Annotated in this window: 22 protein-coding genes and 2 tRNA genes; 15 read left to right on the top strand and 9 right to left on the bottom strand. The window is 43.4% G+C overall.

Going from position 1 to position 25114, the window contains the following annotated elements; translation table 11 throughout:
- The first annotated feature begins 120 nt into the window (after positions 1–120).
- Together NFS34_RS01900 and greB are read left to right on the top strand one after the other, a co-directional pair.
- Positions 121–348: a hypothetical protein gene (locus tag NFS34_RS01900; protein ID WP_251358146.1), complete on the top strand. Its 228-nt coding sequence runs from the start codon at positions 121–123 to the stop codon at positions 346–348.
- A gap of 13 nt (positions 349–361) precedes the next feature.
- Complete coding sequence (gene greB, locus NFS34_RS01905; RefSeq protein WP_251358147.1) at positions 362–844, top strand: transcription elongation factor GreB; 483 nt, start codon at positions 362–364, stop codon at positions 842–844.
- A 9-nt stretch (positions 845–853) separates the two neighbouring features.
- Here the strand turns inward: greB and NFS34_RS01910 are convergent, their stop codons facing one another.
- From NFS34_RS01910 to NFS34_RS01925, 4 genes are all read right to left on the bottom strand, one after another.
- On the bottom strand, positions 854–1381 hold the full coding sequence (locus NFS34_RS01910) for a DUF6265 family protein (RefSeq protein ID WP_251358148.1): 528 nt from the start codon (positions 1379–1381) through the stop codon (positions 854–856).
- A gap of 86 nt (positions 1382–1467) precedes the next feature.
- A complete protein-coding gene (locus tag NFS34_RS01915) occupies positions 1468–1875 on the bottom strand; it encodes a hypothetical protein (protein ID WP_251358149.1) in 408 nt (135 codons plus the stop codon).
- A gap of 142 nt (positions 1876–2017) precedes the next feature.
- On the bottom strand, positions 2018–2599 hold the full coding sequence (gene smrA / locus NFS34_RS01920) for a DNA endonuclease SmrA (protein ID WP_376707950.1): 582 nt from the start codon (positions 2597–2599) through the stop codon (positions 2018–2020).
- A gap of 30 nt (positions 2600–2629) precedes the next feature.
- On the bottom strand, positions 2630–4543 hold the full coding sequence (locus NFS34_RS01925; RefSeq protein WP_251358151.1) for an ATP-binding cassette domain-containing protein: 1914 nt from the start codon (positions 4541–4543) through the stop codon (positions 2630–2632).
- A 52-nt stretch (positions 4544–4595) separates the two neighbouring features.
- On the opposite strand from NFS34_RS01925, the gene NFS34_RS01930 reads away from it, so the two are divergent.
- Both NFS34_RS01930 and NFS34_RS01935 read left to right on the top strand, forming a co-directional pair.
- On the top strand, positions 4596–5240 hold the full coding sequence (locus tag NFS34_RS01930) for a class I SAM-dependent methyltransferase (protein WP_251358152.1): 645 nt from the start codon (positions 4596–4598) through the stop codon (positions 5238–5240).
- Positions 5241–5509: 269 nt separating this feature from the next.
- Positions 5510–5586 (top strand) — tRNA-Ile (locus NFS34_RS01935).
- Positions 5587–5805: 219 nt separating this feature from the next.
- On the opposite strand, the gene NFS34_RS01940 is transcribed toward NFS34_RS01935, so the two are convergent.
- Together NFS34_RS01940 and NFS34_RS01945 are read right to left on the bottom strand one after the other, a co-directional pair.
- Positions 5806–8361, bottom strand: a complete 2556-nt coding sequence (locus NFS34_RS01940) for a TIR domain-containing protein (RefSeq protein ID WP_251358153.1) — start codon at positions 8359–8361, stop codon at positions 5806–5808.
- A gap of 188 nt (positions 8362–8549) precedes the next feature.
- On the bottom strand, positions 8550–9035 hold the full coding sequence (locus tag NFS34_RS01945) for a hypothetical protein (protein WP_251358154.1): 486 nt from the start codon (positions 9033–9035) through the stop codon (positions 8550–8552).
- Positions 9036–9150: 115 nt separating this feature from the next.
- On the opposite strand from NFS34_RS01945, the gene NFS34_RS01950 reads away from it, so the two are divergent.
- Positions 9151–9894: a molybdopterin-synthase adenylyltransferase MoeB gene (locus NFS34_RS01950; RefSeq protein WP_251358155.1), complete on the top strand. Its 744-nt coding sequence runs from the start codon at positions 9151–9153 to the stop codon at positions 9892–9894.
- An 84-nt stretch (positions 9895–9978) separates the two neighbouring features.
- Here the strand turns inward: NFS34_RS01950 and NFS34_RS01955 are convergent, their stop codons facing one another.
- The 3 genes from NFS34_RS01955 to NFS34_RS01965 form a co-directional block, all read right to left on the bottom strand.
- A complete protein-coding gene (locus NFS34_RS01955; protein WP_251358156.1) occupies positions 9979–13137 on the bottom strand; it encodes an efflux RND transporter permease subunit in 3159 nt (1052 codons plus the stop codon).
- Positions 13134–14375 (bottom strand): efflux RND transporter periplasmic adaptor subunit, encoded by a 1242-nt coding sequence (locus tag NFS34_RS01960; protein WP_251358157.1) that lies wholly within the window; start codon positions 14373–14375, stop codon positions 13134–13136. Before NFS34_RS01960 ends, NFS34_RS01955 begins: the two co-directional genes overlap by 4 nt.
- Positions 14376–14475: 100 nt before the next feature.
- Positions 14476–15678, bottom strand: coding sequence for an MFS transporter (locus tag NFS34_RS01965; protein ID WP_251358158.1), 1203 nt, complete (start codon positions 15676–15678; stop codon positions 14476–14478).
- Between the two features lie 326 nt (positions 15679–16004).
- Here NFS34_RS01965 and NFS34_RS01970 point away from each other — a divergent pair.
- From NFS34_RS01970 to NFS34_RS02015, 10 genes are all read left to right on the top strand, one after another.
- A tRNA-Ser gene (locus NFS34_RS01970) sits at positions 16005–16095 on the top strand.
- 517 nt (positions 16096–16612) lie between these two features.
- Positions 16613–18043 carry a cytochrome-c oxidase, cbb3-type subunit I gene (ccoN, locus tag NFS34_RS01975; protein ID WP_251358159.1) on the top strand — a complete coding sequence of 477 codons (1431 nt, stop codon included), beginning with the start codon at positions 16613–16615 and terminating at the stop codon, positions 18041–18043.
- Between the two features lie 11 nt (positions 18044–18054).
- Positions 18055–18672 (top strand): cytochrome-c oxidase, cbb3-type subunit II, encoded by a 618-nt coding sequence (gene ccoO / locus NFS34_RS01980; protein WP_251358160.1) that lies wholly within the window; start codon positions 18055–18057, stop codon positions 18670–18672.
- Positions 18672–18845 (top strand): cbb3-type cytochrome c oxidase subunit 3, encoded by a 174-nt coding sequence (locus tag NFS34_RS01985; protein WP_251358161.1) that lies wholly within the window; start codon positions 18672–18674, stop codon positions 18843–18845. Before ccoO ends, NFS34_RS01985 begins: the two co-directional genes overlap by 1 nt.
- Positions 18842–19747 carry a cytochrome-c oxidase, cbb3-type subunit III gene (gene ccoP / locus NFS34_RS01990; protein ID WP_251358162.1) on the top strand — a complete coding sequence of 302 codons (906 nt, stop codon included), beginning with the start codon at positions 18842–18844 and terminating at the stop codon, positions 19745–19747. The genes NFS34_RS01985 and ccoP overlap by 4 nt, the downstream gene beginning before the upstream one ends.
- 7 nt (positions 19748–19754) lie before the next feature.
- Positions 19755–21164: a cytochrome c oxidase accessory protein CcoG gene (gene ccoG / locus NFS34_RS01995; RefSeq protein WP_251358163.1), complete on the top strand. Its 1410-nt coding sequence runs from the start codon at positions 19755–19757 to the stop codon at positions 21162–21164.
- 84 nt (positions 21165–21248) lie between these two features.
- Complete coding sequence (locus NFS34_RS02000) at positions 21249–21746, top strand: FixH family protein (RefSeq protein ID WP_251358164.1); 498 nt, start codon at positions 21249–21251, stop codon at positions 21744–21746.
- Positions 21747–24161: a heavy metal translocating P-type ATPase gene (locus NFS34_RS02005; protein WP_251358165.1), complete on the top strand. Its 2415-nt coding sequence runs from the start codon at positions 21747–21749 to the stop codon at positions 24159–24161.
- 18 nt (positions 24162–24179) lie between these two features.
- Positions 24180–24389 carry a cbb3-type cytochrome oxidase assembly protein CcoS gene (gene ccoS / locus NFS34_RS02010; protein ID WP_251358166.1) on the top strand — a complete coding sequence of 70 codons (210 nt, stop codon included), beginning with the start codon at positions 24180–24182 and terminating at the stop codon, positions 24387–24389.
- Positions 24386–25105, top strand: a complete 720-nt coding sequence (locus tag NFS34_RS02015) for a sulfite exporter TauE/SafE family protein (protein WP_251358167.1) — start codon at positions 24386–24388, stop codon at positions 25103–25105. The genes ccoS and NFS34_RS02015 overlap by 4 nt, the downstream gene beginning before the upstream one ends.
- Positions 25106–25114 lie beyond the last annotated feature (9 nt).

Consider the following 25114-nt stretch of genomic DNA (forward strand, 5'->3'; position numbering starts at 1 on the left):
TTCTTATAATAACTACCCCACTCCACTAGTTTAGCCGGCTTTATGTCGGCTTTTTTATCGCTAAAAGACTCCTAAATACACTAGAATAGTTTTATACTGCTATTTTAAAGGAGTCTTTTTATGAATGATAAACTTCTACTAAGCGTTTTAGCGGCTTGGCTAATGTGTCTAAGTGGTTGCTCAAACGAGCCCAAAGAAAGCGATAAGCTACTGTCTGATTATAAAAAACAACAAATGCAGAAGGCCAAAGAAGTCGAAGACTTAGTTAATAAGCGTACTGAAAATTTGGATCAGCAGCTAAAAGAGTTACAAGAACAGAACAAGAAGAAAAAAGACGAGCCCCAATAAAAGACTTTTTAAAATGAAACGCTCCAATTTAATCACCCTAGCGGGAGCCACTACCCTGCGCAATGAATTGTCCCACCTAGTTAGAGTCTTACGGCCAGAAGTCACCAAAGCGCTCGGAGCAGCTGCCGCCGAAGGTGATCGCAGCGAAAACGCCGAGTACATCTATCGTAAGAAACAACTTAGAGAAATAGACCGACGCTTGCGCTATTTGCAAAAACGCTGTGAAGAATTTCAAGTTATCGAACACAAACCGCAACAGCAGGATAAAGTCTTTTTTGGCGCCGAAGTGACCTTGGAGGATGAGGATGGGGCTGAGGTTATGTATCGCATTGTGGGCTCGGACGAGTTTGATCAGGAGCCACACTACATTAGCGTCGATTCGCCGATGGCACGCGCCTTGCTACAAAAGCAACTCGACGATGAAGTGAGGGTACAGCTACCACAAAGGCACAAAGACTATTGGATCACCGCGATTTACTATCCCGATCTGGGTTAACACTAGCACCTAAGGTTTGACCCGCTGATAAGCTATGGGTTCTTCTTTGACGCTACCGTCTTGGTACTTCATGACAATATAACCGTCAATCGTATCGGGATCTTTTTGATAAAAACTTAAACCCGAAAAATGAACCGCCTGATCCTCAATTTTTACCAATGTAAATTTAACAAAGTCTTCCTTTGACTCCCAAGCAGTAAAATCTGCGCTGAAGTGTTTCACTAACAATGCCAAGCTATCATTCTCTTCAATCAGCAGCATCAACTCGTAGAAGGAAACACCCTTTTCATCATCGTAAAGCTTGAACATCCCCACCATGGTATTAGCCGACTCAGGATTCCAAACTTCCTCGAATTTACTACCAAAGGCGCTACCTTGCCATGCACCCACTAACCAAGCCACATCTTGCAAAGTTGCTTTTGGTTGAGAGTCATTAGCGCCAAGCTTGTAGGTGTGTTCGGTATGCTTCTCAGCGGCCTGCCCACTAACAACCATTAAAGATAACACTGTGGTAACTAATAATGTCTTGAAATTCATCTCGCCCTCGCTTGCATAACAGCATTTTTATAACTGGCTTATTAATATAACGAAATCAGTTAGAAACAATCGACACTCTTTACCAATTATTGGTTATCCGAATTAGACTCCGCCTTGTTGCTAGACGAGAAGCGTTTACCCAAAGCATCTTTAACCGCTTGATAGCCCTTCTCGCTCAACTGGCCCGTCTTAATTTCATTCACCAGCGTATCTTCAACAATTTTTGCGGCATCATCCACGGTCATCATGCCTTTTTTGTACGAGCGGCTATGTTTGAATAGGTTAATATGGTGATCGGTGCGCCGACCAAAGGCCATCAGCTTTTCAAAATGACTATCTTTTTTATCACCATCGTGCCCCAAATCTAAAATATAACAAACAATCGCAACCGGACTTAATAACAAATCGCGCGCGGCATCGGCAAACAGCTTGAGTTGGAATAACAGTAACTCGCGAGTTTTTCCCCAAATATCTTGCTTGTTTTGCTTGCTCATATCTTTTCACCCATTACCCATATCCATATCCATTCTCTATTCTCTATTCTCTATTCTCTATTCTCTATTCTCTATTCTCTATTCTCTATTCTCTATTCTCTATTCTCTATTCTAAAGCTTAATAATCCGCGAAAAAGGTGTATTAAAACTTCCGATTATAACGCTCGCGATTTTCCTGCTTAGCCCATTCACTTTTCTTAAGCATCACATAAACCGATCCTAACCCACCATGACGCGGTTGCGCACTATGAAAAGCGATAACATCTGTAATTTCTTGTAACCAATGATTAACGTGACTTTTAATCACAGCTTGCGGCTGGCTACGTTCGCCTTTACCATGCGTAATCAGTAACAGGCGTTTATCTTTCTTCTTACAATTCTCAATAAAATAAAACACATCATCGCGCGCTTCTTTAACGGTTCTACGATGCAAGTCGATCGCTGCCTCTATCGGATATTTACCCAAGCGCATATTTTTGTAAACAAACTCCTGCACCCCGTCTTTTTTAAACTCTAACCAATCGTCAGGTTTCACCATCTCCACAAAACCGGTGGTTAGCGGATTGGGATCGTAATTTGGCTTACGCCCCAAAGCCGCTTCTCGCCGAGCTTGTTGCGCTAATGACAGCTCATCATTTTTCTGATGCAAATTAACTTGATCATTTTCAAGCTTTTTTACGCCTTTCAATTCTTTCTTAAATAGGTCAAAATCGTCATTCATAATGCTAATTTATAATAAATCATTAGGCTTTGCTTACACCGCCTCACGCAGCGCTTCCAAAGCTGCCCACCGCTCAAATTTTTGCTCTAATTCAGATTCCAAAGCCTGCATCTGCTCATTCGCTTGAGTGATTTTATCTTTAGATTGCTGATAAAAATCAGCTTGCCCCATCACTTTCTGTAGCTCCTCAATGCTGGCTTCCAATTGTGCAATTTGATCGGGTAAAGCATCCAGTTCCCGCTGTTCTTTATAGCTTAATTTTTTAGCTAAAGGCTTGTTAGTCGATGACGTTTTTGCAGAAGCATTTTGCGTAGCCGATTTTTCCGACTTAGACTTGCCGTTGTGGTTAACGGTTTTTGCCCTACTCGCTTTCTGCCGCAACCAATCGTCATAACCACCAACATACTCTTCAACCCGCCCATCGCCTTCAAAAACGATACTGCTAGTAACCACATTATTGATAAAATCCCGATCGTGCGAAACCACTAAAATGGTGCCCGGATAAGCATCCAGCATTTCTTCCACCAACTCCAAAGTCTCAACGTCCAAATCATTGGTCGGTTCATCCAGAATTAAAAAATTCGAAGGCTTGGCTAATAGTTTTGCCAACAACAAACGATTACGTTCGCCACCCGACAAAGCCGTGATAGGCGCTCGCGCTCGTTCAGGAGTAAACAAAAAATCCTGCATATAACTAATCACATGACGATCTTTACCATTAATCGTCATCATATCTTTGCCATCAGAAACGTTATCTTGCGCCGAAAGCTTATCGTTGAGCTGGGCGCGATGCTGATCAAAGTAAGCCACTTCCAGCTTAGTACCAAGGATTACCTCGCCCTCTGTTGGCGTTAATTCACCAAGCAAAATATTAATCAAAGTAGTTTTACCAACGCCATTAGGACCGATAATACCAATCCGATCACCACGCATAATTAAGGTCGAAAAATCTTCGATTAATACCCTGCCCTCATATTCCATACGAATATTATTGGCTTCAATAACCTTTTTGCCCGAAGACTCGCTTTGTTGCACCTGCATATTAACGGTGCCGATCAGGTTGCGCCGCTCGGCCCTTTCTCTTCTCGCCGCTTCTAATCGTCTAACCCGTCCTTCGTTACGAGTTCGCCGCGCCTTGATCCCCTGTCGAATCCAAACTTCTTCCTGCGCCAGTTTTTTATCAAATTCCGCATTGGCCTTTTCTTCCGCCGCCAAAGCTTCGGCCTTATGCCGCAAATACTTATCATAATCACCCGGCCAAGAAGTAAGCTGGCCACGATCTATTTCAACAATGCGAGTAGCTAAATTTTTCAAAAAACGCCGGTCGTGAGTGATAAATAAAATACTGCCTTCATAAGCTTTTAAGAAACCTTCCAGCCATTCGATAGACTCGATATCCAAGTGGTTAGTGGGCTCATCCAGCAATAAAATATCGGGCTGCTTTACTAACGCTTGCGCTAGCAAAACGCGGCGTTTCATACCACCAGAGAGCTCACTAAAACGCTTATCGCCCGATAAACTCAAGCGTTTAATGACAGTGGCGACCTTTTGATCGAGACTCCAACCATCAACCGCTTCAATTTGCTCCTGCACCTTAGCCATTGTTGCTAAAGACTCAGCATCGGCTACTTGCGCCAACTGGTGAAAATGTTGCAATAATTGACCTGCTTCGCCCAAACCCGAAGCCACAACATCAAATACCGAACCTTGGGTTTCTTTAGGAACTTCTTGGGTTAATTTGGCGACTTTCACACCCTGTAAAAAGCGTAATTCGCCATCTTCCGGAATAATTTCGCCATTGATGACTTTGAGTAAGGTGGACTTGCCGACGCCATTGCGACCAATAAAACAAACCCGCTCGCCCGCATCGATACTAAAATCGACTTTATCCAACAAAGCCGGGCCGCCATAGCTGACTTCGACTTGGTTTAAGGTTACTAATGCCATTGAAAATCGTTAGAATACTTGAATTGCACCATTTTAACCGAAAAGCGGCCAAATGACTTGCCCTCTTTGCCATGAGCAATCGATCCATTTCTACCATCAGGATAACCAACGCAACTATTGGCAGTGTGGGCGCTGCGAGCTGGTGTTTGTGAAACCCCAAGAGTGGTTAAGCTTCGAGCAAGAAAAAGCCATTTACGATCTGCACCAAAACGATGCTGACGATCTCGGCTATCGGCGCTTTCTTAACAAGTTAGTCGAACCGCTAGCGCAAAGGCTGGCGCCAGATGCCGAAGGGTTAGATTTTGGTTGTGGCCCCGGACCAACCCTGTCCACCATGTTTGCCGAACTAGGATTTATAGTCGAAGACTATGATCCCTTGTACTTCGACAAACCCGAACTACTGCAACAACAATATGATTTTATCTGCGCGACCGAAGTCATAGAGCATTTACATGATCCTCATAACCAATTGAATTTACTATTAAAAATGCTAAAACCTAAAGGCAAACTGGGGATTATGACCAAGCGCGTTATCGATCAACAAGCTTTTGCACGCTGGCATTATAAAAATGATATGACCCATATTGCTTTTTACAGCAAAACCACTTTTGAATATATCTGCAAACACCTCTACAAAGACGCAGAACTCAAACTGGAAATAATCAACAGCGACACCCTAATCCTCTCCAAGAAATAGCCGCATTAAGCACTCAGATAAGGCTTGCCAAAAAATCGGCTTAAGGTAAAATGCCACCCCAACCAAGACTTGTCTTGGTTGGTATAGAAATGGATCCTTAGCTGGATCGGCCCCATTGGGTACAATTGGTTAGAGTAGATTCCTCAACAAACCAAACCCAATAGAGGGAAATAAAAAAAGGGCCCGTAGCTGGGTCTGCCCCATTGAGTGCAGTTGGTTAGAGCATATTTCTCAGCAAACGAAATCTGACAGGGGAAAACAAAAAATAAGGGCCCGTAGCTCAGCTGGTTAGAGCATCCGACTCATAATCGGCAGGTCCCCCGTTCAAGTCGGGGCGGGCCCACCATATATTTCAATAACTTACAAAGCATTCCCAATCTATCACTAAACCTGATAGACATATAATAGACAAAGATACTCCCAACCTTATTCGATACGAGAAAAATATTTACATACCTTCCTTAAAAAGGTGCGTAATCCCTAAAGTGGTTGTACTCTAAATATTACTACAACCCATAACCCCAACCTAACTAACTGCTTTATATCTACAAACCCCTACTAATCATCACCTTTTTACTTTTTCTAACCTCGCTCTTTGCTTTCTTTCCATAAGTTGTTGGTTTTTTATAGGCAACCCTAGTATATGTGCAATCTTTTGCTTTTCCTTGAATTGAAGTGGGAACATATACACATGCTGGATTACCATTTCTTTCAATATTTGCAGGCAAACCCTATTATCATTTAAAAATTTGGCTGCCTTTTCAATCTCTTCCGTATTAATTCCTTTGTTATAATGAAGCTCTATAGCTTGGCGAATTAAAACAAAGGCAGATGTTTCATGAGTTTCATCAAGTTGTTTATAAATTTGTAATGCTTCTTTCGAGCCAATTGATGTGCCTATCTTTCGTAAAACACCATTAATCACACCGTACGAAAGCTTTAGATAAGCTTGTTTAGCATTTTCCTCTACTTCATCATCAGTAAGTTCCGGATTATCACTTAAAAGATCACCTATAAGCTTAATCACTTCTGTTTTGGCGACCTCAGAAATTTCAAAGAAATACTCCAAAAATCTCAAGCCTGATTGAGCACCCTTCTCAGCCAAGTCAAATAACTCTCGCTTCTTTAAGCTAGAATGTCTATTGCGTATTAGTTGCCCAGCAACCTCCATACCTTTAAAGGTTTGATTAATATCCGCAAGTATTTCTAATGACTCAATGTCATCTTCATTGTTTGCTTTTCTCTCTAGATCGTCTAATCGCTTGTTATAATCATCCCTTTCTTTTTGAATCTCTCTTTGCTCAATTACCAAATCAGGGATTTTTTCAACAAATCCCTTCATAAAGGCTATTTGATCTTTTTCTAATGTAGCCACTCTTTGTCCTTTAAAAAGGGAAGAAAGAACAGTATTGATTTCATCTAGAATCCATCTATCTTTAGTGTGATGAGATATAAAAATTAAAATATTTGCACTATCTTCTCTATGCAGAGTTTTTAATAATTCTTTTACTGATAGACGAACATCTTCTGATGTTGAGTAACTTTCGGCAATTTTCTTTCCAACAAAAAAGTAATAAATATATGGATATTTAAATAAATAGCCTGTTTCTGTTTCAAGCAAAATAGATACTTCTAGCAAAACTTTTAGAACATCTTCAATAGAGAGATTAAGGATATACTCTTCTTTATACTCTTTAAAAAATTTCTCCATTGCATTTTTATTTAAATGACCGTTACTCTTATACATAACCCATGAAAGCTCAGTTAAAATATTCAAGTAAGCATCGAAATTTTCATTCTTTATTTTAGCTTTTTCTAAAGACTGATAAATTAACTGCTGATAACAGTGACCATAAGAGGTCATTTCAAGATCAAGATTTAAGTTAGCCTCAAAAAATTGAAGCAACATCAATACATACAAAGGCTTGGGTGGTACAATATTCTTTTTTATAATCGTATTTAACTTTGCTTTTACCTCTTGGCATTCAGAATAGAGTTTCTCTTCCGATATGGTTTCAACTTGCCCAAGAGAAATCCAATTCAAAGACATTTCTTCTCTTTTTAAATGTCCTAATCCCAGAAGTTTAACCACATCGTAATTGTCAAATAAAGTAGATTCACTTAATATAAATGAATATGAGCTTTCGCAGGTTTGGATTATATATTTAAACCTTGAATTAGCATCTTCTAATAATTTATCTCTAAATCTATCTCTAATGCCGATACTGTCTATATTATCAATTAATAGAACAACCTTGTTATCATCAATTTCCTCATAATCAAGGTTCACATACTGCTCATCAATAGCGGATTTAAGCAAGGTATCTAATTCTTTTGTTTTAATATCTTCCGCATTTAAATATATTGGAATATTCTCTTTGATAGAGAACTCTTTATAAGCATACTTAAGCAAAGTTGTCTTACCTTGCTGCTCTTCTCCATATATCAAATATTTTTTAGGTTTATTTACAATTAATTTTGAACTCTTAATATCAACTGTATCTTGCTTTTTATCAGGCTGTAACTCAATATCAGGTAGAACAAAAACATCTGAAAGCTTAATTCTTGAAACTTTACGATGGGTCAAGACAACTTCCGTATCATCAAGCCAATTCATGGCAATATTGCTTAGCTTAATATCTGCATTTATTAGAATTGGCTTACTCTCCACTGGAACTAAAGACATGTCTTCAATGGTAGTTGAAATACCGTTAACCACATCCAACCATCCTTCATCTGGATTGTCCCAATTGATAATAGGAACTCCATCTTTAGGAAGACCTTGGTATCTTGAGAACTCTAAAATTTGCCAGTGGCAAGGCCTTAAAATAACCAAAATAATTTCTGCCTTTCCATCTTGCTTCCTTTCTATAGCTCTTTTCATTTCTATGCTATAGCAATAATCTGAAGCTAAAAAGCTTGAACTTATAAGCAAAATTATGATGTCTGCATTTTCTAGATTCTCATCTATTTTTTCTTTCCAATCATTTCCAGCGTTAATATCTCTATCGTGCCAGACATCTATTTGCCCATTCCTTTTCAACGGTGCTAGGTGCTCAAAAAAATCTTCCTTTAACTGCTCATCTTTATGTGAATAGCTTACAAATACTCTCTTTGACATTAATCCCTCTATAGTTTCTTATTAATATAAATCACCACCTTTAATGTGAACTCTATCACACTATTTCTTGACCTTTAATTGCATATTTGCATTAAGTCGCTATTTATTTGAGAGAGTGAAATTTAAGGGGACAGATCTATTTTTAGGGTTCACTGTAAACTCTTTGTCAACCCAAGCTAAGTTACTTGCTATTCAAGCTCCGCTTTCAACTGAGCAAACCCAATCACTACGGTAGCGACAATACCCCAAGAAAGACCGACCACTACTCCGGCGTCTAGGATGCCGCGCCAAGGTTGCGGGATTTGGTTGAAAATAATAATGAGGGCGATAATCGCGGCGGTTAGGATATAAGCGATTTTCATGTTTTTTGCAGTTGCTGAAAAGTAGTTCATGCAATACAAGGGGGCTAGAATTTTAGCCAGCGGCGAGCTTTGTTTGAGTTGTTGCAAGCGGTTAGCGAACTTTAGAGAATAGCTTTGCTGGAAGCCTTTGTAGCCTTCAGAATAGGCCATGAATAAGCAATTTACGGCTAACAGCAGCCAATGATACCATTGGAAATTAAAATCCCAAGCGACTAAAAAGTGTCCGCTTAAGCGATAGACGGCATAGCCTAAAAGTGCGGTAAAACCTGCCAGCGCCCATAGCTGCGCCAGCTTGACTGTCCAATCTTTCATGCTGGAATTGCTTGCTCAAAATTGGCGCTATGGTATCACAGCTCACCGGCTAGATCTTGCATATTCGCCAGATCCCGCGTAGATTCAGCCTATCTTTAATTGATACTATTGCCAAGTGTTTAGCGAACAAGAATTACGCCAATACAGCCGCCATATCGCGCTCGAAGAAATCGATCTTGAGGGTCAGCAAAAGCTTGCTCACGCTAAAGTTATGATTATTGGATTGGGCGGTCTTGGCTCGGCAGCCAGTATCTATTTAGCGGCTTCCGGAATCGGCAAACTCACTCTGGTGGATCACGATACGGTTGCTTTATCCAATTTGCAGCGGCAAATTCTACACAGCAATAAAACCTTGTATACGGCCAAAACGGAATCGGCCCAAGAGCATCTGGCGTTGCTTAATTGCAATATCGCCATTGAAACCATTAATGAAAAACTGGCAGGGGAAAAGCTAGATACTCTTATTGGCGCTCATGATTTGGTGCTGGATTGTAGCGATAACTTTTCCACTCGCTATGCGATAAATGCTAGCTGCGTCAAACATCAAACGCCACTGATTTCCGGCGCTGCCATTCGTTGGCAAGGCCAAGTCGCTGTGTTTAATCAAAATCCTCAAGCGCCTTGCTACGCTTGTCTGTATAAAACTCAAGCGACTACTGAAGACGATTGTTGGCAACAAGGGGTTTTATCGCCTTTAGTCGGAGTTATCGGCTCACTACAGGCGGCTGAAACGATTAAGCTGCTATGTGGAATTGAACAACCGACCCAAGATTTAACACTGTTCGATGCCAAAAAACTCAGTTTTAAAGCCATCAAGATTGCCAAAGATCCGAATTGCGAGATTTGCTGTGCAAACTGATATTAATTAACTTGTCTATAATAAACTAGCCTGTAATTAACCCATTCTTAATCAACCAGTCCGCTTACTGATTTCAGCTCGTGCTTAGCCTGAAAAACTGTTAACCAACTCGGCGATCCAATCTCGATATTGGTACGCCAAGAGTGCAAAAAAGGCGATTAAAAAGGTCACCAAGGCTTTCGAGCGATAGAAAAATAACGGCACTACGATTAGGGTAATGGCGGTTGCAAACAAAATCCCAAAACCCAGCGATACGCCCATTGGGATCAAGAATTGGGCTTGGGTCGACTTATCAAAAATAATGGGGATCAAGCCGACAAAGGTGGTCAGCGAGGTCAACATGATCGGTCGCAAACGTCTGACTCCAGCGTTGAGCACCGCTTCTTTGCGCTCGATACCTTTGGCGCGTTGCTTGTTAATATAGTCCACCAGCACCAAACTGTCGTTCACCACCACGCCGGTTAGCGCTAACATCCCAAGCACCGACATCATGCTCAAAGTTAGTCCCATGATCCAATGTCCCAAGACGGCCATGACACCGCCTAACGGAATCACTGCCATCACAATAAAGGGCTTGCGGTAAGATTTAAATACAATTGCCAGTAGAATGTAGATAGCAAACATCACAAATAAAATACTGACGTAAATACTGCTAAAGAGTTCGCTTTCTTCGCGTGCCTCGCCTTCTAAGGAAAAACTGATGCCGGGATAATTTTGCATCAGCTGCAACACTTCTTGGTTGATACCCTCGCGAATCGCGCCTAAATTACTGTTCGACTTATCCACGTCGGCGGTAATGTTGATGGTTCTACGGCGATCGATGCGCTCGATGTTGGCCGGACTTTTACCATAAGACAGTTCAACCAATTGATGCAGCGGTAATTTTCCACCCGAAGGCGTATTAACCAATAAATCGTTTAACTCATCCAGCGAGCTACGCTCTTGTTTGGATAGACGCAACATCACTCGCACATCATCGCGACCGCGCTGGATCCGCTGCACTTCGACCCCAAAAAAGGCGCTGCGCACTTGTCGCGCCAAGCTGCTTAGGGTGATCCCCAATGCTTCGGCTTGCGGTTTTAATCGAAACTGAATTTCCTGCTTGCCTTTGGAGAAGCTATCTGCAATATCAAACACCCCTTGGGTCGCTGCGAGAATAGTTTTTACTTCTTCGGCGGCTTGGTTAAGCTTAATGGTGTCAGCGCCGTTTAGTTGCACATCAATCGGATCGCGATTACGACCAATTTCAGCACGGAAGTTTAAGGTTTCAGCGCCAGGCAAAGGGCCAATAAGTTTGCGCCATTCTTGCACCAACTGACCTATACCCACTTCCAGATTACGTTGCTCCGGTGGAACCGTTTCAAACATGATCCGACCGCGATTAGTGCTCACGCTGCGCCCGCCCGATCCGCTGACTGAGAAGACGTGAGTAATCACGCTCTCGCCAGTATCGGGATCGCGATATTTTTCTTTAAGCGCAATCGCCGCATCGGTCATCTTTTTTATGTAATTATCGGTCACTTCAAACGGCGTACCCGCAGGCATGGCCAAAGAAGCACGGGCAGTTTCACTCGGGATCCGAGGGAAAGACGAATAGCGCGTATGGCCTAGGCTGACCGCGAAATAAATAATGTATAACAAGCCAATAAAAAAGGAGACGGTAATGGCCCAATGGCTAATGGCAAAGTTTAATACTGGCTTATAAAACTTCACTACCGCATTTTCAAAACCCGTAGCGAATTTTTGTTGGAATCTTTGAAAGGCATTGCCTTCTTCAGCATTTTTCTTAAATTTCATATGGCCTAAATGCGCTGGCAAAATAAGCTTCGATTCCACCAGCGAGAAAAATAGCACTGGAATGACAATCAATGGCAACTGGAAATACCATTTACCCCAGCCGCCCGGTAAAAACAGGATCGGCACAAAGGCAATCATGGTGGTAATCACGCCAAAGGTCACTGGTAGCGCGACTTCTTTTGTGCCTTTAATAGCAGCTTCGAGGGGCGGCTCGCCGCGACTTAAGTGATTATAAATATTCTCACCAGTGACAATCGCATCATCGACCACGATCCCCAATACCAAAATAAAGGCAAACAAACTAATTAGGTTAACCGTCGCTCCCATCTCAGGCATCAAGGCAATACCGCCGGCAAAGGCAATCGGAATACCAAGACTGACCCACAGCGCAATGGTCGGGCGCAAGAACAAGGTGAGTAAGATAATCACCAAGATCCCGCCCTGCATTAAACTGAAATTCAAGGTGCTTAAACGAGCTTTAAGTCCTTTGGATTGATCGCGCCAAATCCCCACTTCAAGACCAAGCGGAACCGAGTCTTGTTTGGCCGCGACGAAATCTTTAACTTTCTGCGCCACCTGTATTTCACTTTGATCGCCAACTCGAAAAACCTCCAGCTCAATCGCCGGAACACCATCAAAGCGGGTATTCAAGCCTTGTTCTTCAAAACCGTCTTGAATTTGGGCGATGTCGCCAAGTAATAAGCGGGTGCCGTCGGCCTTGGTTAAGATCGGGATTTGAAAAAATTCTTGCTGAGTATAAGATTGGCCTTTTAAGCGCAGCAAAATATCGCCTTTATCGGAGCGCACCTGACCCGCGGACAGATCCAGCGAGTGATTATCAATACTATTGGCAATTTCTTGGAGCGTTAGGCCGTATTCATTGAGCAAATCTTGATTGACTTCGATGGCAATCTCAAAAGCGCGCACACCCGAAGTTTCAATTTGCGTAATGCCATCAACCGCCAGCAACTCTTCTTGAATAATATCCGCATACTGACGCAACTCCTGCTCGGGTAGCTGCCCAGACACCATGACGCTAATGGTTTCGCGTTTAAATTCACTGCGTCGAATAATTGGCTTTTCCGCTTCCAACGGCAAGGTGTTGAGCGAGTCCACGCGACTCTTGACCTGATCCAACAACACTTCCATATCATAATCGTCTTCGATCTCGATAATGACGGTGGATGAGCCTTCTGAGGAAACCGAGCGCAGTTTATCAATTCCTTCTAAATCAAAAACCGCCTCTTCGACCCGAGTAGAAATGGTTCTTTCCACTTCTTCGGGAGTCGCGCCGCGAAACGGCACCGTAACCGTAATGGTATTAATATCAATATTTGGAAAACGCTCGATAGTCACCCTTTGGAAGATGGTGAAGAGTCCAGAAATAAGGATCACTGCCATCAACATATTGGCAGCTACTGGATTGCGCGCGAACCAAGCAATCATGGTTGCTCACCCTGCTTGGATACTTTTTTATCGCCCTTCACCTTTTGCTTAGCTCTGTTTTGCGCTTTCTTATCTTGGGGCGCCTCGCCTTGAAGCTGCACCTTGACCCCATCGGCCACAAAGTTCAGTGGGGTGGTAATAATTTTATCGCCACTGGCTAAACCCGATTGGATCAAGCTTTGTTGATCGCCTTGCCAGCTGATTTCAACGCGGCGACGATTAAGCTTACCGTCTTGGTATAAATAGACCTGATTGTTGTCATAAATGTATTTGCTCGGAATCACTATGACATCAGCGATGGCCTTACCATTAATTCGCGCATTGACGAACTGGCCAATTTTAAGCAAAGGATCCGATTTAAGCAGCTCACCATCTAATTTGGCGGTGACAAACCATTGGCGGCTGGATTGATCGATAGTGCTATCGCTCCGATCAAGACTGGCCGTCCAGCTTTTAGCAAAACCGCCAAAATCTGCCTTGAGCTCAACCTCGGAAGACCAACTCTCATTAGCAGAAGTAGACACATCAAAATTTGGTAGGAACTGCACCTTACTAGCCGGAACAGGCAAACGCACTTCTAGGCTGGAAGAAGCAAAGATCCGCGCAATCGGGGTATTTTGATTCACCAACTGCCCAAGGTCGGCTTGTTTTTCAACAATCATGCCATCGTAAGGCGCTAACACTTTTGTCCGGTCTAACGCTAACTTAGCTTTGGCCAAACGCGCCTTGGCAGCGTCTAATTTTGCTTTGGCCGAGGCCACCTGCGGCATTCTGAGTACTAAACTCGAAGCTTTTTTGTTGGGATTAATTTTTTCCCAATCGCGTTTAGCTTGCTCTGCCAAGGCTTCTTCTTGCTCTAACGTTAATAGCGCGTTGGCTAGCTCGGCTTGTGCAATAGTGACTTCGATCCGATAGTCTTTATCGTCTATAGTCGCCAGCAAATCACCGCGCTTAAAACTGCGGCCACTTTCAAAATCGTTGCTAACGCTGGTGATTATCCCTGAAACTTGCGCCACCAAATCACCAGCAGTTTTGGCTTCAATATTGCCATAGGACTCGATGTAGACTTGGAAGGGTTGAGCTTCAACAGTTTTCACCTCAACAATGATCGGCTTGTCAAAACTGGGGCGCTTGCCCGCTTTGGGTTTCGAAGCAAACATCATAGCGATAACCGCCACAATAATAGCAACGATAATAAAGGGTAAAAGCTTGAGTAACTTTGAGGATTGCCCAGCCATTCGGATAATAATAGTTAAAATCAGTAGTAAGGCGAACTTTACCTTAAATCTTTGACGACTTCACCTTTTCCCCTATATATCTAGGTTCATTTACACAGTTTTACGCGGCAGGCATCTCCGCCAGAATTTTCTTTTGCACCAATACGATAGCAAGCCCAACATAGGCCAAAGCAAATAGCATAAAGCTATCTAAAGTTAAAAACTGGGCGAACAAAAATGGCGCAACACCAGTGGATAAAATCATGATCGCCACTAACATTGATCGAATAGCGCCAAGATGAGTCGTGCCAAACACTTCGGCATAAAAAGAGTTGACCACAGGACCGCTCGCGGCCACGCTCAAGCCTGCCAGCAGCATAAAGGCAATTAACCAATATTTATCTTGCCCAAACCACAAGCACAATACGCCCAAAATAAGCGGCAAAAGGTACCATCGCAAATAAACCCGCGGATGGGACTTATCAACTAGCGGCCCCACAAAAATGGCGCCGGCAAAATGCATCACGCCATAAGCAGCGATCCCAACCGCCAACCATTGCAACGACCAACCTTTGAGTTCAATCCAAAAAGTTTGGTGATAAAACAGTCCCGTGATTAAAAAGGCAGGCGCAATAATCGCCGGCACTAAACACCAAAAACGCCAATCTTTGCTGAGCTGACCACGACTCCATTGGACACCCGAACTTGTCTCAAGGTTTTGGTTCTGCCGTTCAATCGGCTCAAGTTTAGCTTTATGCAGTAGCCAGAACAGCAAGGGCAACATCACCACCAAAGTCACTCCTGAATAAATCAACCAGCTTTGACTAAAGCCATAATTTTTTAATAACGCCACCGCCATTATCGGCAACACCACCTCCCCAAAAGCCATGCCTTGGCTCGATAAGCTCACCGCCTTACCGCGATCTTTAGGGATATAACGCATCAAAGTGGTGGTAGCGATATGTCCCATCAAGCCCTGCCCACAGAGCCGTATGCCTAAATAAGCAAAAAACAGCATCCACATATTATGGCTAAAGGCAAATAGCAAGCAGGCGGCCAGCAACACGCATACCACTATCAAGGTAAACTTACGCACCTCCACCGTATCGATTTTTGAACCGACGAAAAATAAAGTAAAGCCACTGGTTAGAGTTGCCGCCGAATAAACTAGACTTAGCTTTTGCTCATCCAACAACAAATTTTCTATTAAGTCCTTGTTAAATAAGGAAATAAAGAAAGTCTGCCCCAAATTGCCAATAAACACGCAAAGAAAGCCAAATAGCAGCAAATACTTGTTATTTTTCAGGAAATTCCAATAGCTCATGACAAGGATCAGGCGAGAAAAGTGGCGCAATTATAGCCACAATCAGTAAAAGCCCCAAGATCTTTAGCAATAACTTGCCATCAACCGACAAATCCTTTATCTTACGCGCGTTTCAAGCACAATCTGCCTATACAGTAGCGCTCACTTAACAAATAACGATGAAGTGTCGAAAGAGGCTGACTAAGCCGCAGGCTTGAGCGCTGGGGCAAAGCAACAGCAACCCGCAGGGCGAGAAGCAACAGCTTCGAGTAACGAGCACGCCAAAGTGCGACTGAATTTAGAGCTATTACCCTTAGATGATAAGTAAAGCTCATTTAACGAATAACGGTGAAGTGTCCGAGAGGCTGAAGGAGCACGCCTGGAAAGTGTGTATAGGTTAATCGCCTATCGAGGGTTCGAATCCCTCCTTCACCGCCAAATACACAAATGCGAACCCATGGTTCGCATTTTTTATGCCTAAATTACACTTACTTCATCTGCATATTGGCATATATAAAAAGTCTCTCTTAAGCAAACGCCTTAATCAGTCCAACTTATGTTGACGGGGTAAATGCAGTGTATCCTCGGAATCGTTTTGTTCCATTAAAAACCAGAAGCTTTTTAGACTTTCTTCAAAAACGGTTAAGCCAAGGCTTCGGACTAAACTAAATCCAATTTCCCAGTCCGCTATTTGAGTCAAACTTATCGATTAATTTTATCCTAAGCTCCTTTTCAGATTATTAAATCTAGCCTCTAGATGTGGATCTCTCGCTTAATTGTTCAGCTTTTCCCTGCTACAATTAGTGAAGTTACATTAGCATTTTTATTGGCTTAGAAAGCAACTTGATCCAGATCAATAAGATTTACGATAAGTGGTCGATAATATAGCTACTAAAATTACGTCTAACCTACTCTTAAAGGACTATGCTTAAGGGTATCCAGTAAGGTGAATTTAATGGGTGATAATACTGAAAATAACTACAGCTATAAGGTCATCAGGCAGTTTGCTGTAATGTCGGTAATTTGGGGGATTGTTGGAATGAGCGTGGGAGTGCTTATCGCTGCCCAGCTGTGGATGCCAGCACTCAATTTCGATACCTCATGGTTTAGTTATGGTCGTTTAAGGCCACTACACACCAATGCAGTCATTTTTGCATTTGGTGGCTGTGTGCTAATGGGAACCTCCTTATATTGCGTTCAACGAACCTGTCATACGCGGTTAATCAGCGATAAATTAGCTGGATTTGTATTCTGGGGCTGGCAATTGGTGATTTTGCTAACCGCCATTACCCTGCCGATGGGCTTAACCTCGAGTAAAGAATACGCTGAGATGGAGTGGCCGATTGATATATTAATCGCCATTGTCTGGGTTTCCTACGCGGTCTTATTCTTCGGCACCATCATGAAACGTAAAACTTCTCATATTTATGTTGCCAACTGGTTCTTTGGTGCCTTTATCATCACGGTCGCGGTGTTACACATAGTTAACAGCGCTGCGTTACCGATAGATTTTTCCTCTTGGAAGTCGTACTCTGCCTACTCTGGTGCTATCGATGCGATGGTGCAATGGTGGTACGGACACAATGCTGTCGGCTTCTACTTGACCGCTGGCTTCTTAGGGATCATGTATTATTTCGTGCCGAAACAAGCCGAGCGTCCGGTTTATTCTTATCGCTTATCGATCGTTCACTTCTGGGCTTTGATTGCGATTTATATGTGGGCCGGCCCGCACCACCTACACTACACAGCGCTTCCTGACTGGGCGCAATCTCTAGGTATGGTGTTCTCATTGATCCTACTAGCGCCTTCTTGGGGTGGCATGATCAACGGTATCATGACCTTATCTGGCGCTTGGCATAAACTGCGCACCGATCCTATTTTGAAATTCTTAATCGTTTCCTTGTCCTTCTACGGTATGTCGACGTTCGAAGGACCTATGATGGCGATTAAAACCGTCAACGCCTTATCGCATTATACCGACTGGACCGTAGGACACGTCCACGCGGGCGCTTTAGGTTGGGTGGCGATGGTATCCATTGGCGCACTGTATTCATTAATCCCAGGCTTATTTGGTAAGCAAAAAATGCACAGCGTACCTTTGATTAACCTGCATTTCTGGTTATCCACCATTGGCGTGGTCTTGTATATCGTTTCCATGTGGATCGCCGGTCTTACTCAAGGCTTAATGGCGCGCGCCACCAACCCAGACGGCACCCTAACCTATACTTGGGTGCAAATTTTAGAAAACACCTATCCTCAATACGGTATTCGATTATTAGGCGGCATCTTGTTCTTATCGGGCATGTTTATCATGGCTTATAATGTCTTTAAGACCATTTCCAAATCCGAAGCCGCTGATACCCGTATTCCAGAGCCAGTACATTAAGGAGCATCAACATGAATCATGAAAAAGTTGAAAAAAATGTGGGCTTGATGGGGATCTTAATCGTTATTGTGATTAGCTTTGGCGGTTTAGCCGAAATCGTGCCTTTGTTTTTTATTAAAAACACCACCGAACCGGTTGCAGGGCTAAAACCTTATACCGCCTTACAGCTTGAGGGTCGCGACGTCTACATCAAAGAAGGTTGTCACGTTTGCCATTCGCAAATGGTACGCCCTTTCCGCGCTGAAACCGAACGTTTTGGCCCTTATTCTGTAGCTGGCGAAGACGTTTATGAGTTCCCTTTCTTGTGGGGTTCTAAACGAACTGGACCGGATCTGGCACGAGTTGGCGGTCGCTATAGTGACGAATGGCACTATGTTCACCTAATCAATCCGCGCGACGTAGTACCAAAATCCAATATGCCTTCTTACCCTTGGTTAGCAGAGAACACGATTGATTCGTCGCTAACTCCGAAGAAGTTAGCGACCATGAAAAAATTGGGCGTTCCTTACAGCCAAGAGCAAATTGACAATTCCAGCGCCGAGGTAGAAGGGAAAACCGAAATTGAAGCCTTGATTGCTTACTTGCAATCGCAAGGTTTGGAAATCACCAGTCAAACAGGAGCCCGTTAATGGATATGAATATCTTACGCGGCATCATTACCTTAGTGGTTATGATCCTGTTTATCGTGATTTGCGTTTTGGTCTATTCCAAGCGCAATAAAAAAAAGTATGAGCAAGCAGCGCGCATGGTTTTAGATGCGGAAGCTGACGAGACTTCAATTGATGAGGGACAGCAATCATGAGTAATTTTTGGAGTATCTACATCATTGCTATCACAGCAATTAACATCGTTGGCTGCTTTGCCTTGTTACACTTTACTCGTAAAAAGAAACAGTCCAGCCAAGATGGTGAAACCACTGGCCATGCTTACGATGGGATCGAGGAATACGATAATCCGATGCCGCGCTGGTGGCTTTGGTTATTCTATATCACCCTGATCTTTAGTATTGGTTATTTGGTGCTTTATCCTGGGCTGGGAAAATATCAAGGTATTTTAGGCTGGGATCAAACCAAGCAGTACCAAGAAGAAATGGCTAAGGCCGATGAAAAATACTTACCGCTTTATCAGCAATACGCCGACATGAGCATCGAAGCGCTCCAAAGCGAGCCACAAGCTTTAAAAATGGGGCAAGCGATTTTTGCCAATACCTGTTTTGGTTGTCATGGCGCTGATGCGCGCGGTTCGATAGGTTTTCCAAACCTAACCGATAACGATTGGCTCTACGGCGGCTCGCCCGAACAGATCAAACAATCAATTTTGCAAGGTCGAAATGGCATTATGCCGGCTTGGGCAGAGAGCTTAAGTGAGCGTGATATTGACAGTGTTTCCAGCTATATCAGTAGCAAAAATGAGAATAAACGTGCCTTTGTGGAAGGGCTTCTACCGCAGGGTAAAGAGGTTTACGATAAAAGCTGCGCCGCTTGTCATGGGGTTGATTTCAAAGGTAGCCAAGCACTAGGCGCACCAAATCTAATCGACTCTACATGGCTCCACGGCGCTTCACCAGGCTTAGTAAAAGACGTTATTCGTCATGGCCGTATCAATCGGATGCCAGCTCATGAACCGATTTTGGGTAAAGAAAAGTCGCACCTGGTAGCCGCTTACGTTTACAGTTTATCTCAAGGACAAGCCGAACAAGAGTAACCTTAGTATGGCAACAGAGGGTGATACCTATCAAATTGGTGACGAGAAGGATCTCTACCAAAAACATGAAAAAATTAGGCCTAAGAAGGTTAGTGGTTTTTTCAATAACCTACGGGTCACCTCGGTCTGGTTGCTGCTCGGTTTTTATTATTTAGGGCCATGGCTGACATGGAATGGTCGCCAAGCTATTTTGCTCGATCTGCCTGCGCGTAAGTTCCACCTTTTTGGCATTACCTTCTGGCCACAAGATTTTATCTTTTTATCCCTCTTATTGGTTATTGCGGCTTTAGCTTTATTCTTTTTTACGTCTGTTGCTGGGCGTCTCTGGTGCGGATATGCTTGCCCACAAACCGTTTGGACACAGCTGTTTGTGTGGGTCGAACGGCGAGTCGAAGGCGACCGTAACAAGCAGGTAAAACTGAGTAATCAAGCTTGGAACTGGAATAAGTTCCGGATTAAATTCACCAAACACTTTCTGTGGATCATTTTAGCACTTTTTACCGGCTATACGTTTGTCGGTTATTTTGTACCGATTAAAACTTTGACTCAAGAAATCCTCACCTTAAGCACCGGACCTTGGGAAACTTTTTGGGTATTGTTCTACAGTTTTGCTACTTGGGGCAATGCGGGCAAATTGCGCGAACAAGTCTGTATTTATATGTGCCCATACGCCCGCTTCCAAAGTGCTATGTTTGATAAAGATACCTTAATTATTGCCTATGACGAAAAACGCGGCGAGTCACGCGGAGCGCGTAAAAAAGGCGATGAAAGCTACCAAGAGCAAGGTCTGGGCGACTGTATTGACTGTATGCAGTGTGTCCACGTTTGCCCCACTGGGATCGATATTCGGGATGGCTTGCAGTACGAATGTATCGCTTGTGCCGCCTGTATTGATGTCTGCGATAGCGTGATGGAAAAGATGGATTATCCCAAAGGACTGATCCGCTATACCACGGAAAATAAAGAACAAGGTAAAGCCATCAAGCTACTGCGCTTTAAAACCATTGGTTATGGCTTGGTGTTATTACTATTATCAGGAGTCTTTATTGGTTCCTTGTTAATGCGTACTCCGCTGGAACTGGATATCAATAAAGATCGTAACCGCCTTTACATCACCAATAGCGAAGGTTTGATTGAAAACGTCTATAAGCTGGAAGTATTGAATAAATCGCAGCAACAAAAAAGCTACCAAATCTCGGTTCAAGGGCCTGAGCAATTGCTTTACAAAGGGCCAGCACAAGTCACCGTTGCCGCAGGTGACGTTAAAGAATTGCCTATTCGCTTGTCCATCGATCCGGTTTATATGGACAAAAGTAACATCGAAGTCATGATCCATCTAGAAGCGACTGACGATCCGAGCATCGCCATCACTGAGCCCGCTAGATTCTTAGGCCCTGCTTTAACACTTAGACGATAACCATAAAAATTAGCTACAAAAGTTAAGCCTGAGAAAATAATCCTGTAGAATATACCTGTGTTAAAAAACCAAAGAAGATAACCCATGACTGAACAGCAACTACCTTGGTATAAGCAATTTTGGCCTTGGTTTCTAATTTCTATTCCGCTTGCTTCGGTCATAGCCGGTATATTCATGATCGTCATCTCTATCGACGGCGCTGATACTCTAGTTAATGAAGACTACTATAAGCAAGGCCTTGCCATAAATAAGCAGTTCGATAAAAGCAAAAAAGCTCAACAACTCGGACTCAAAGCTACTCTTGCTTTTGAGCAAGACAAATTACAAATTAACCTAAGTAGCGACAAACCCGTGGTGGAAAGCCTTGTGCTTGAATTTAGCCATGCCACAGTTAAGGCTAAAGATTTTCAGTTGAGATTGCAGCAGGCCTCTGAAGGACAATACTTTTCTGTTTTAAAACCCGAACAGCTCGCGACCATCAAAGGAAAGTGGTACCTGACTTTAACGCCCCACTCAGAACAGTGGCATCTAAAAGGTCGTTGGTTTTTACCATCCGAACAGCCCCTAACCCTTGGCGATTAAATGACTGCGCAAGAAACACTCTCGTGTTTTCATTGTCACCTTGCGGTACCTCGCGGTTTTGTGCAAAGTTTGCACTATCAAGGTAAAAAGCGGCACTTTTGCTGCATGGGTTGTTACAGCATTGCCGAAACCATCATTGCCAATGGCTTAGATGACTATTATAAATTCCGCACCACTACAGCTCCCAAAGCAGAGAGTCTTGTACCAGAATCTTTGCAAATTTTTGATCAAGCTGAAGTACAAGCCAGCTTTACTAAAGACGCCAGCGCCAAGCAAAAACGTATAGAACTGCTGTGTAGTAACTTACAGTGTAGTGCTTGCAGTTGGTTGATTGAAAAACGCTTGCAAGACGCTAAAGGCGTTATCAAGGTTACTAGCAACATTACCGAACAAACCATCATGCTCGAGTGGGACAATCAGCAGTGCCAATTAAGCGAGCTGCTCACCCTACTTCATGAACTAGGCTATCCCGCCAAACCTTATCGTGCAGATGATGCGCAGGCCCTGCAACAACAGCAGAATAAATTGTGGCTCAAGCGCTTAGGGTTGGCTGGCTTGGGCATGATGCAAGTGATGATGTATGCGGTAGCCTTATATATCGGCGCCTTCGACAATATTGATATTGGGCATCGAAATTTTTTACGTTGGGTTAGCTTTTTAGTTGCCACGCCGGTGCTGCTGTACTCTGGATTTCCATTTTTTCAAAGTGCTTATCGGGCGCTAAAAAATCGCCGTCTGAATATGGACGTGCCGATCGCCATTGCCTTAGTTTTAGCCTATGTAACCAGTATTTTTGCTACCCTCACCAATAGCGGCGAAGTCTATTTTGACTCAGTGACCATGTTCGTATTTTTCTTACTGATTGGCCGCTTTCTGGAATATCGGGCGCGACAAAAAGTGCGTCAACAATTTTGGCAAAAAACTACCGATGAACAGTTATTGGTGACTAAGTTTCGAGCGGACGATCCGACCCAGTTAGAAACAGTGCCACTGCAAACGGTCACTGTTGGCGATCGTTTATTAGTAAAACCAGGAGCAACCCTCGTCTTCGATGGACTGTTAGTCAAAGGACAAACCTCGGTCAATGAAGCCATGCTCAGTGGTGAGTTTTTACCCGTCAATAAACAGCTTAACGACACATTGCTTGCTGGCAGTGTTAATGGAGATAATGCGATTGAAATGGAGGTTACTCATCTAAAAGGTGAGGGCTTTATTCAGCGGCTTAAACAGCTGCAAAAAGCGGCTTTACTCGATAAGCCCAAGATTACCCTTGTAGCCGATAAAGTGGCTCGCTATTTTGTTGCTGTGATTTTATTAATTGCCAGCATAAGTTTTGCCTACTGGTGGCTAAAGGCACCCGAGCATGCGCTCTGGATCACGATTTCGGTTTTAGTCGTCAGTTGCCCTTGCGCTTTATCGCTGGCAACTCCAGTAGCTCTAACCTGTGGCGTCTTATCGCTCAATCGGCGTAACTTTTTAATCCAAGATCAAGATTTTCTACAAAAACTGGAACACACAACCGACATTGTTTTTGACAAAACCGGCACCTTAACCCAAGGCGAGCTGGAAGTTCAATCCGTTAGCGTTTTTACCGAGCATAAGCCATCCGAAGTGCTAGCCATTATCGCTGCTATGGAATCCCAATCCGAGCACCCAATCGCACAGGCTTTTACCAGCTATGCCAAGCAAGATATCGTTGCCTCAGATATTCAGCTCCGCCCTTATGCCGGAGTGAGCGCTCGATACCAACAAGAAACCCTATGGTTTGGTAACCAGCAATTCATTAGCGAGAATACTCAAGTGCTTAACGATGGGCTTGATGCCAATGGGCTCTTTCTTGCCAATAATCAACAGCTGCTGGCTAAGATTATTTTGGGCGATAGGTTAAGAGACAGCGCTAAACGAGCGTGCGCTGAACTGCATCGAATGGGCAAAAAACTTCACTTATTAAGCGGCGACCCTAGTGATCAAGTCGAAAAGCTGGCACAGCAACTAGCCATCGATCATTGGCAACACCAATTAACACCACAAGCTAAGCTCGATTACCTAAAAAAACTACAAGCTGGTTCCGATAAGTGTAAAATTTTAACCGTTGGCGATGGTATCAACGATGCGCCAGCGATGGCTGTTAGCGATACCTCTATTGCTATGGCTGGAGCCTCTGATTTAACCAAAAGCCATGCAGACAGTTATTTATTATCTGCCGATCTTAATCAATTACAGTTCGCCATTGATAAATCAGCCCAAACCAATAGCATCATCAAACAAAACTTAACTTGGGCGCTTTGTTATAATCTTATTATGATCCCCTTTGCCGTTGCTGGACTGATCCCGCCCTATTTAGCAGCCATTGGCATGTCGCTCAGCTCAGTGGTGGTGGTGATTAATTCACTGCGTCTTAACCCCAAGAAATAACCGTCAAAGAGTATTTTTATGAACGCTATTTATTTTTTGATCCCACTAACTCTAGTGTTATTAGCTGCCGCAGTAGCGTTATTTTTTTGGGCCGTTAATAGTGATCAATATTCCGATCTGGACAAAGAGTCGCAGCAGATATTATTTGACGATGACAAAAGCGACTCGCACTCGAAATCTCACCCGCAAAAAGCTCAAAACAAAGATCAAGACGACGCTGAATCATGAACAGCCTTTACTGGACCGCCTTCGCCATGGGACTATTTGGATCTTTGCATTGCTTAGGCATGTGTGGCGGTATCACCGTAGCATTTAACCAAGCAATCGATACAAATAAAGCCACCAATCTAGCGTTTACTTATCAATTTTTCCGGATCGTTAGTTACGCCCTGCTGGGCGCAATTAGTGCCACATTTGGCTACCTTTTTACCGATTTAAAAGTTCCCATTTTGCCCCTGCTTAGTGGCCTTTTTATGATCTTTTTAGGCATTTACCTGCTCAATATTCATGGCCCTTTACAGCTTCTGGAAAAGCTCGGCTATCGAATATGGCGTAAAGTACAGCCACTACAAAAAACTTTCTTGCCCATCAGCAAAAGCTACCAAGCGATGGCCATTGGTCTCTTGTGGGGTTTGTTGCCATGCGGCCTCGTTTATGGCGCTTTGGCCTTAGCGGTGAGCAGCGGTTCGCCATTAGCGGGCTTTACTACCATGCTCTGCTTCGGCCTAGGCACCTTGCCCATGATGTTATCGGTCGGACTGGTCAGTAAGAAATTATTGAGCTTCTTACAGCAACCTTGGTTACGGAATCTTGCAGCAGCACTTTTTATCGCTTGGGGTGGATATTTTATCTACTCGGCTCTAGCAGATCCGCATCAGCATGACCATTCACATGATGCGAAGCAGCAGGAGCAAACACCCAAAGAGCACCACCATCAGCATTAAAACCTGAAA

Origin of the sequence: Kangiella sp. TOML190 (genome assembly GCF_023706045.1) — a bacterium.
Lineage (GTDB): Bacteria > Pseudomonadota > Gammaproteobacteria > Enterobacterales > Kangiellaceae > Kangiella.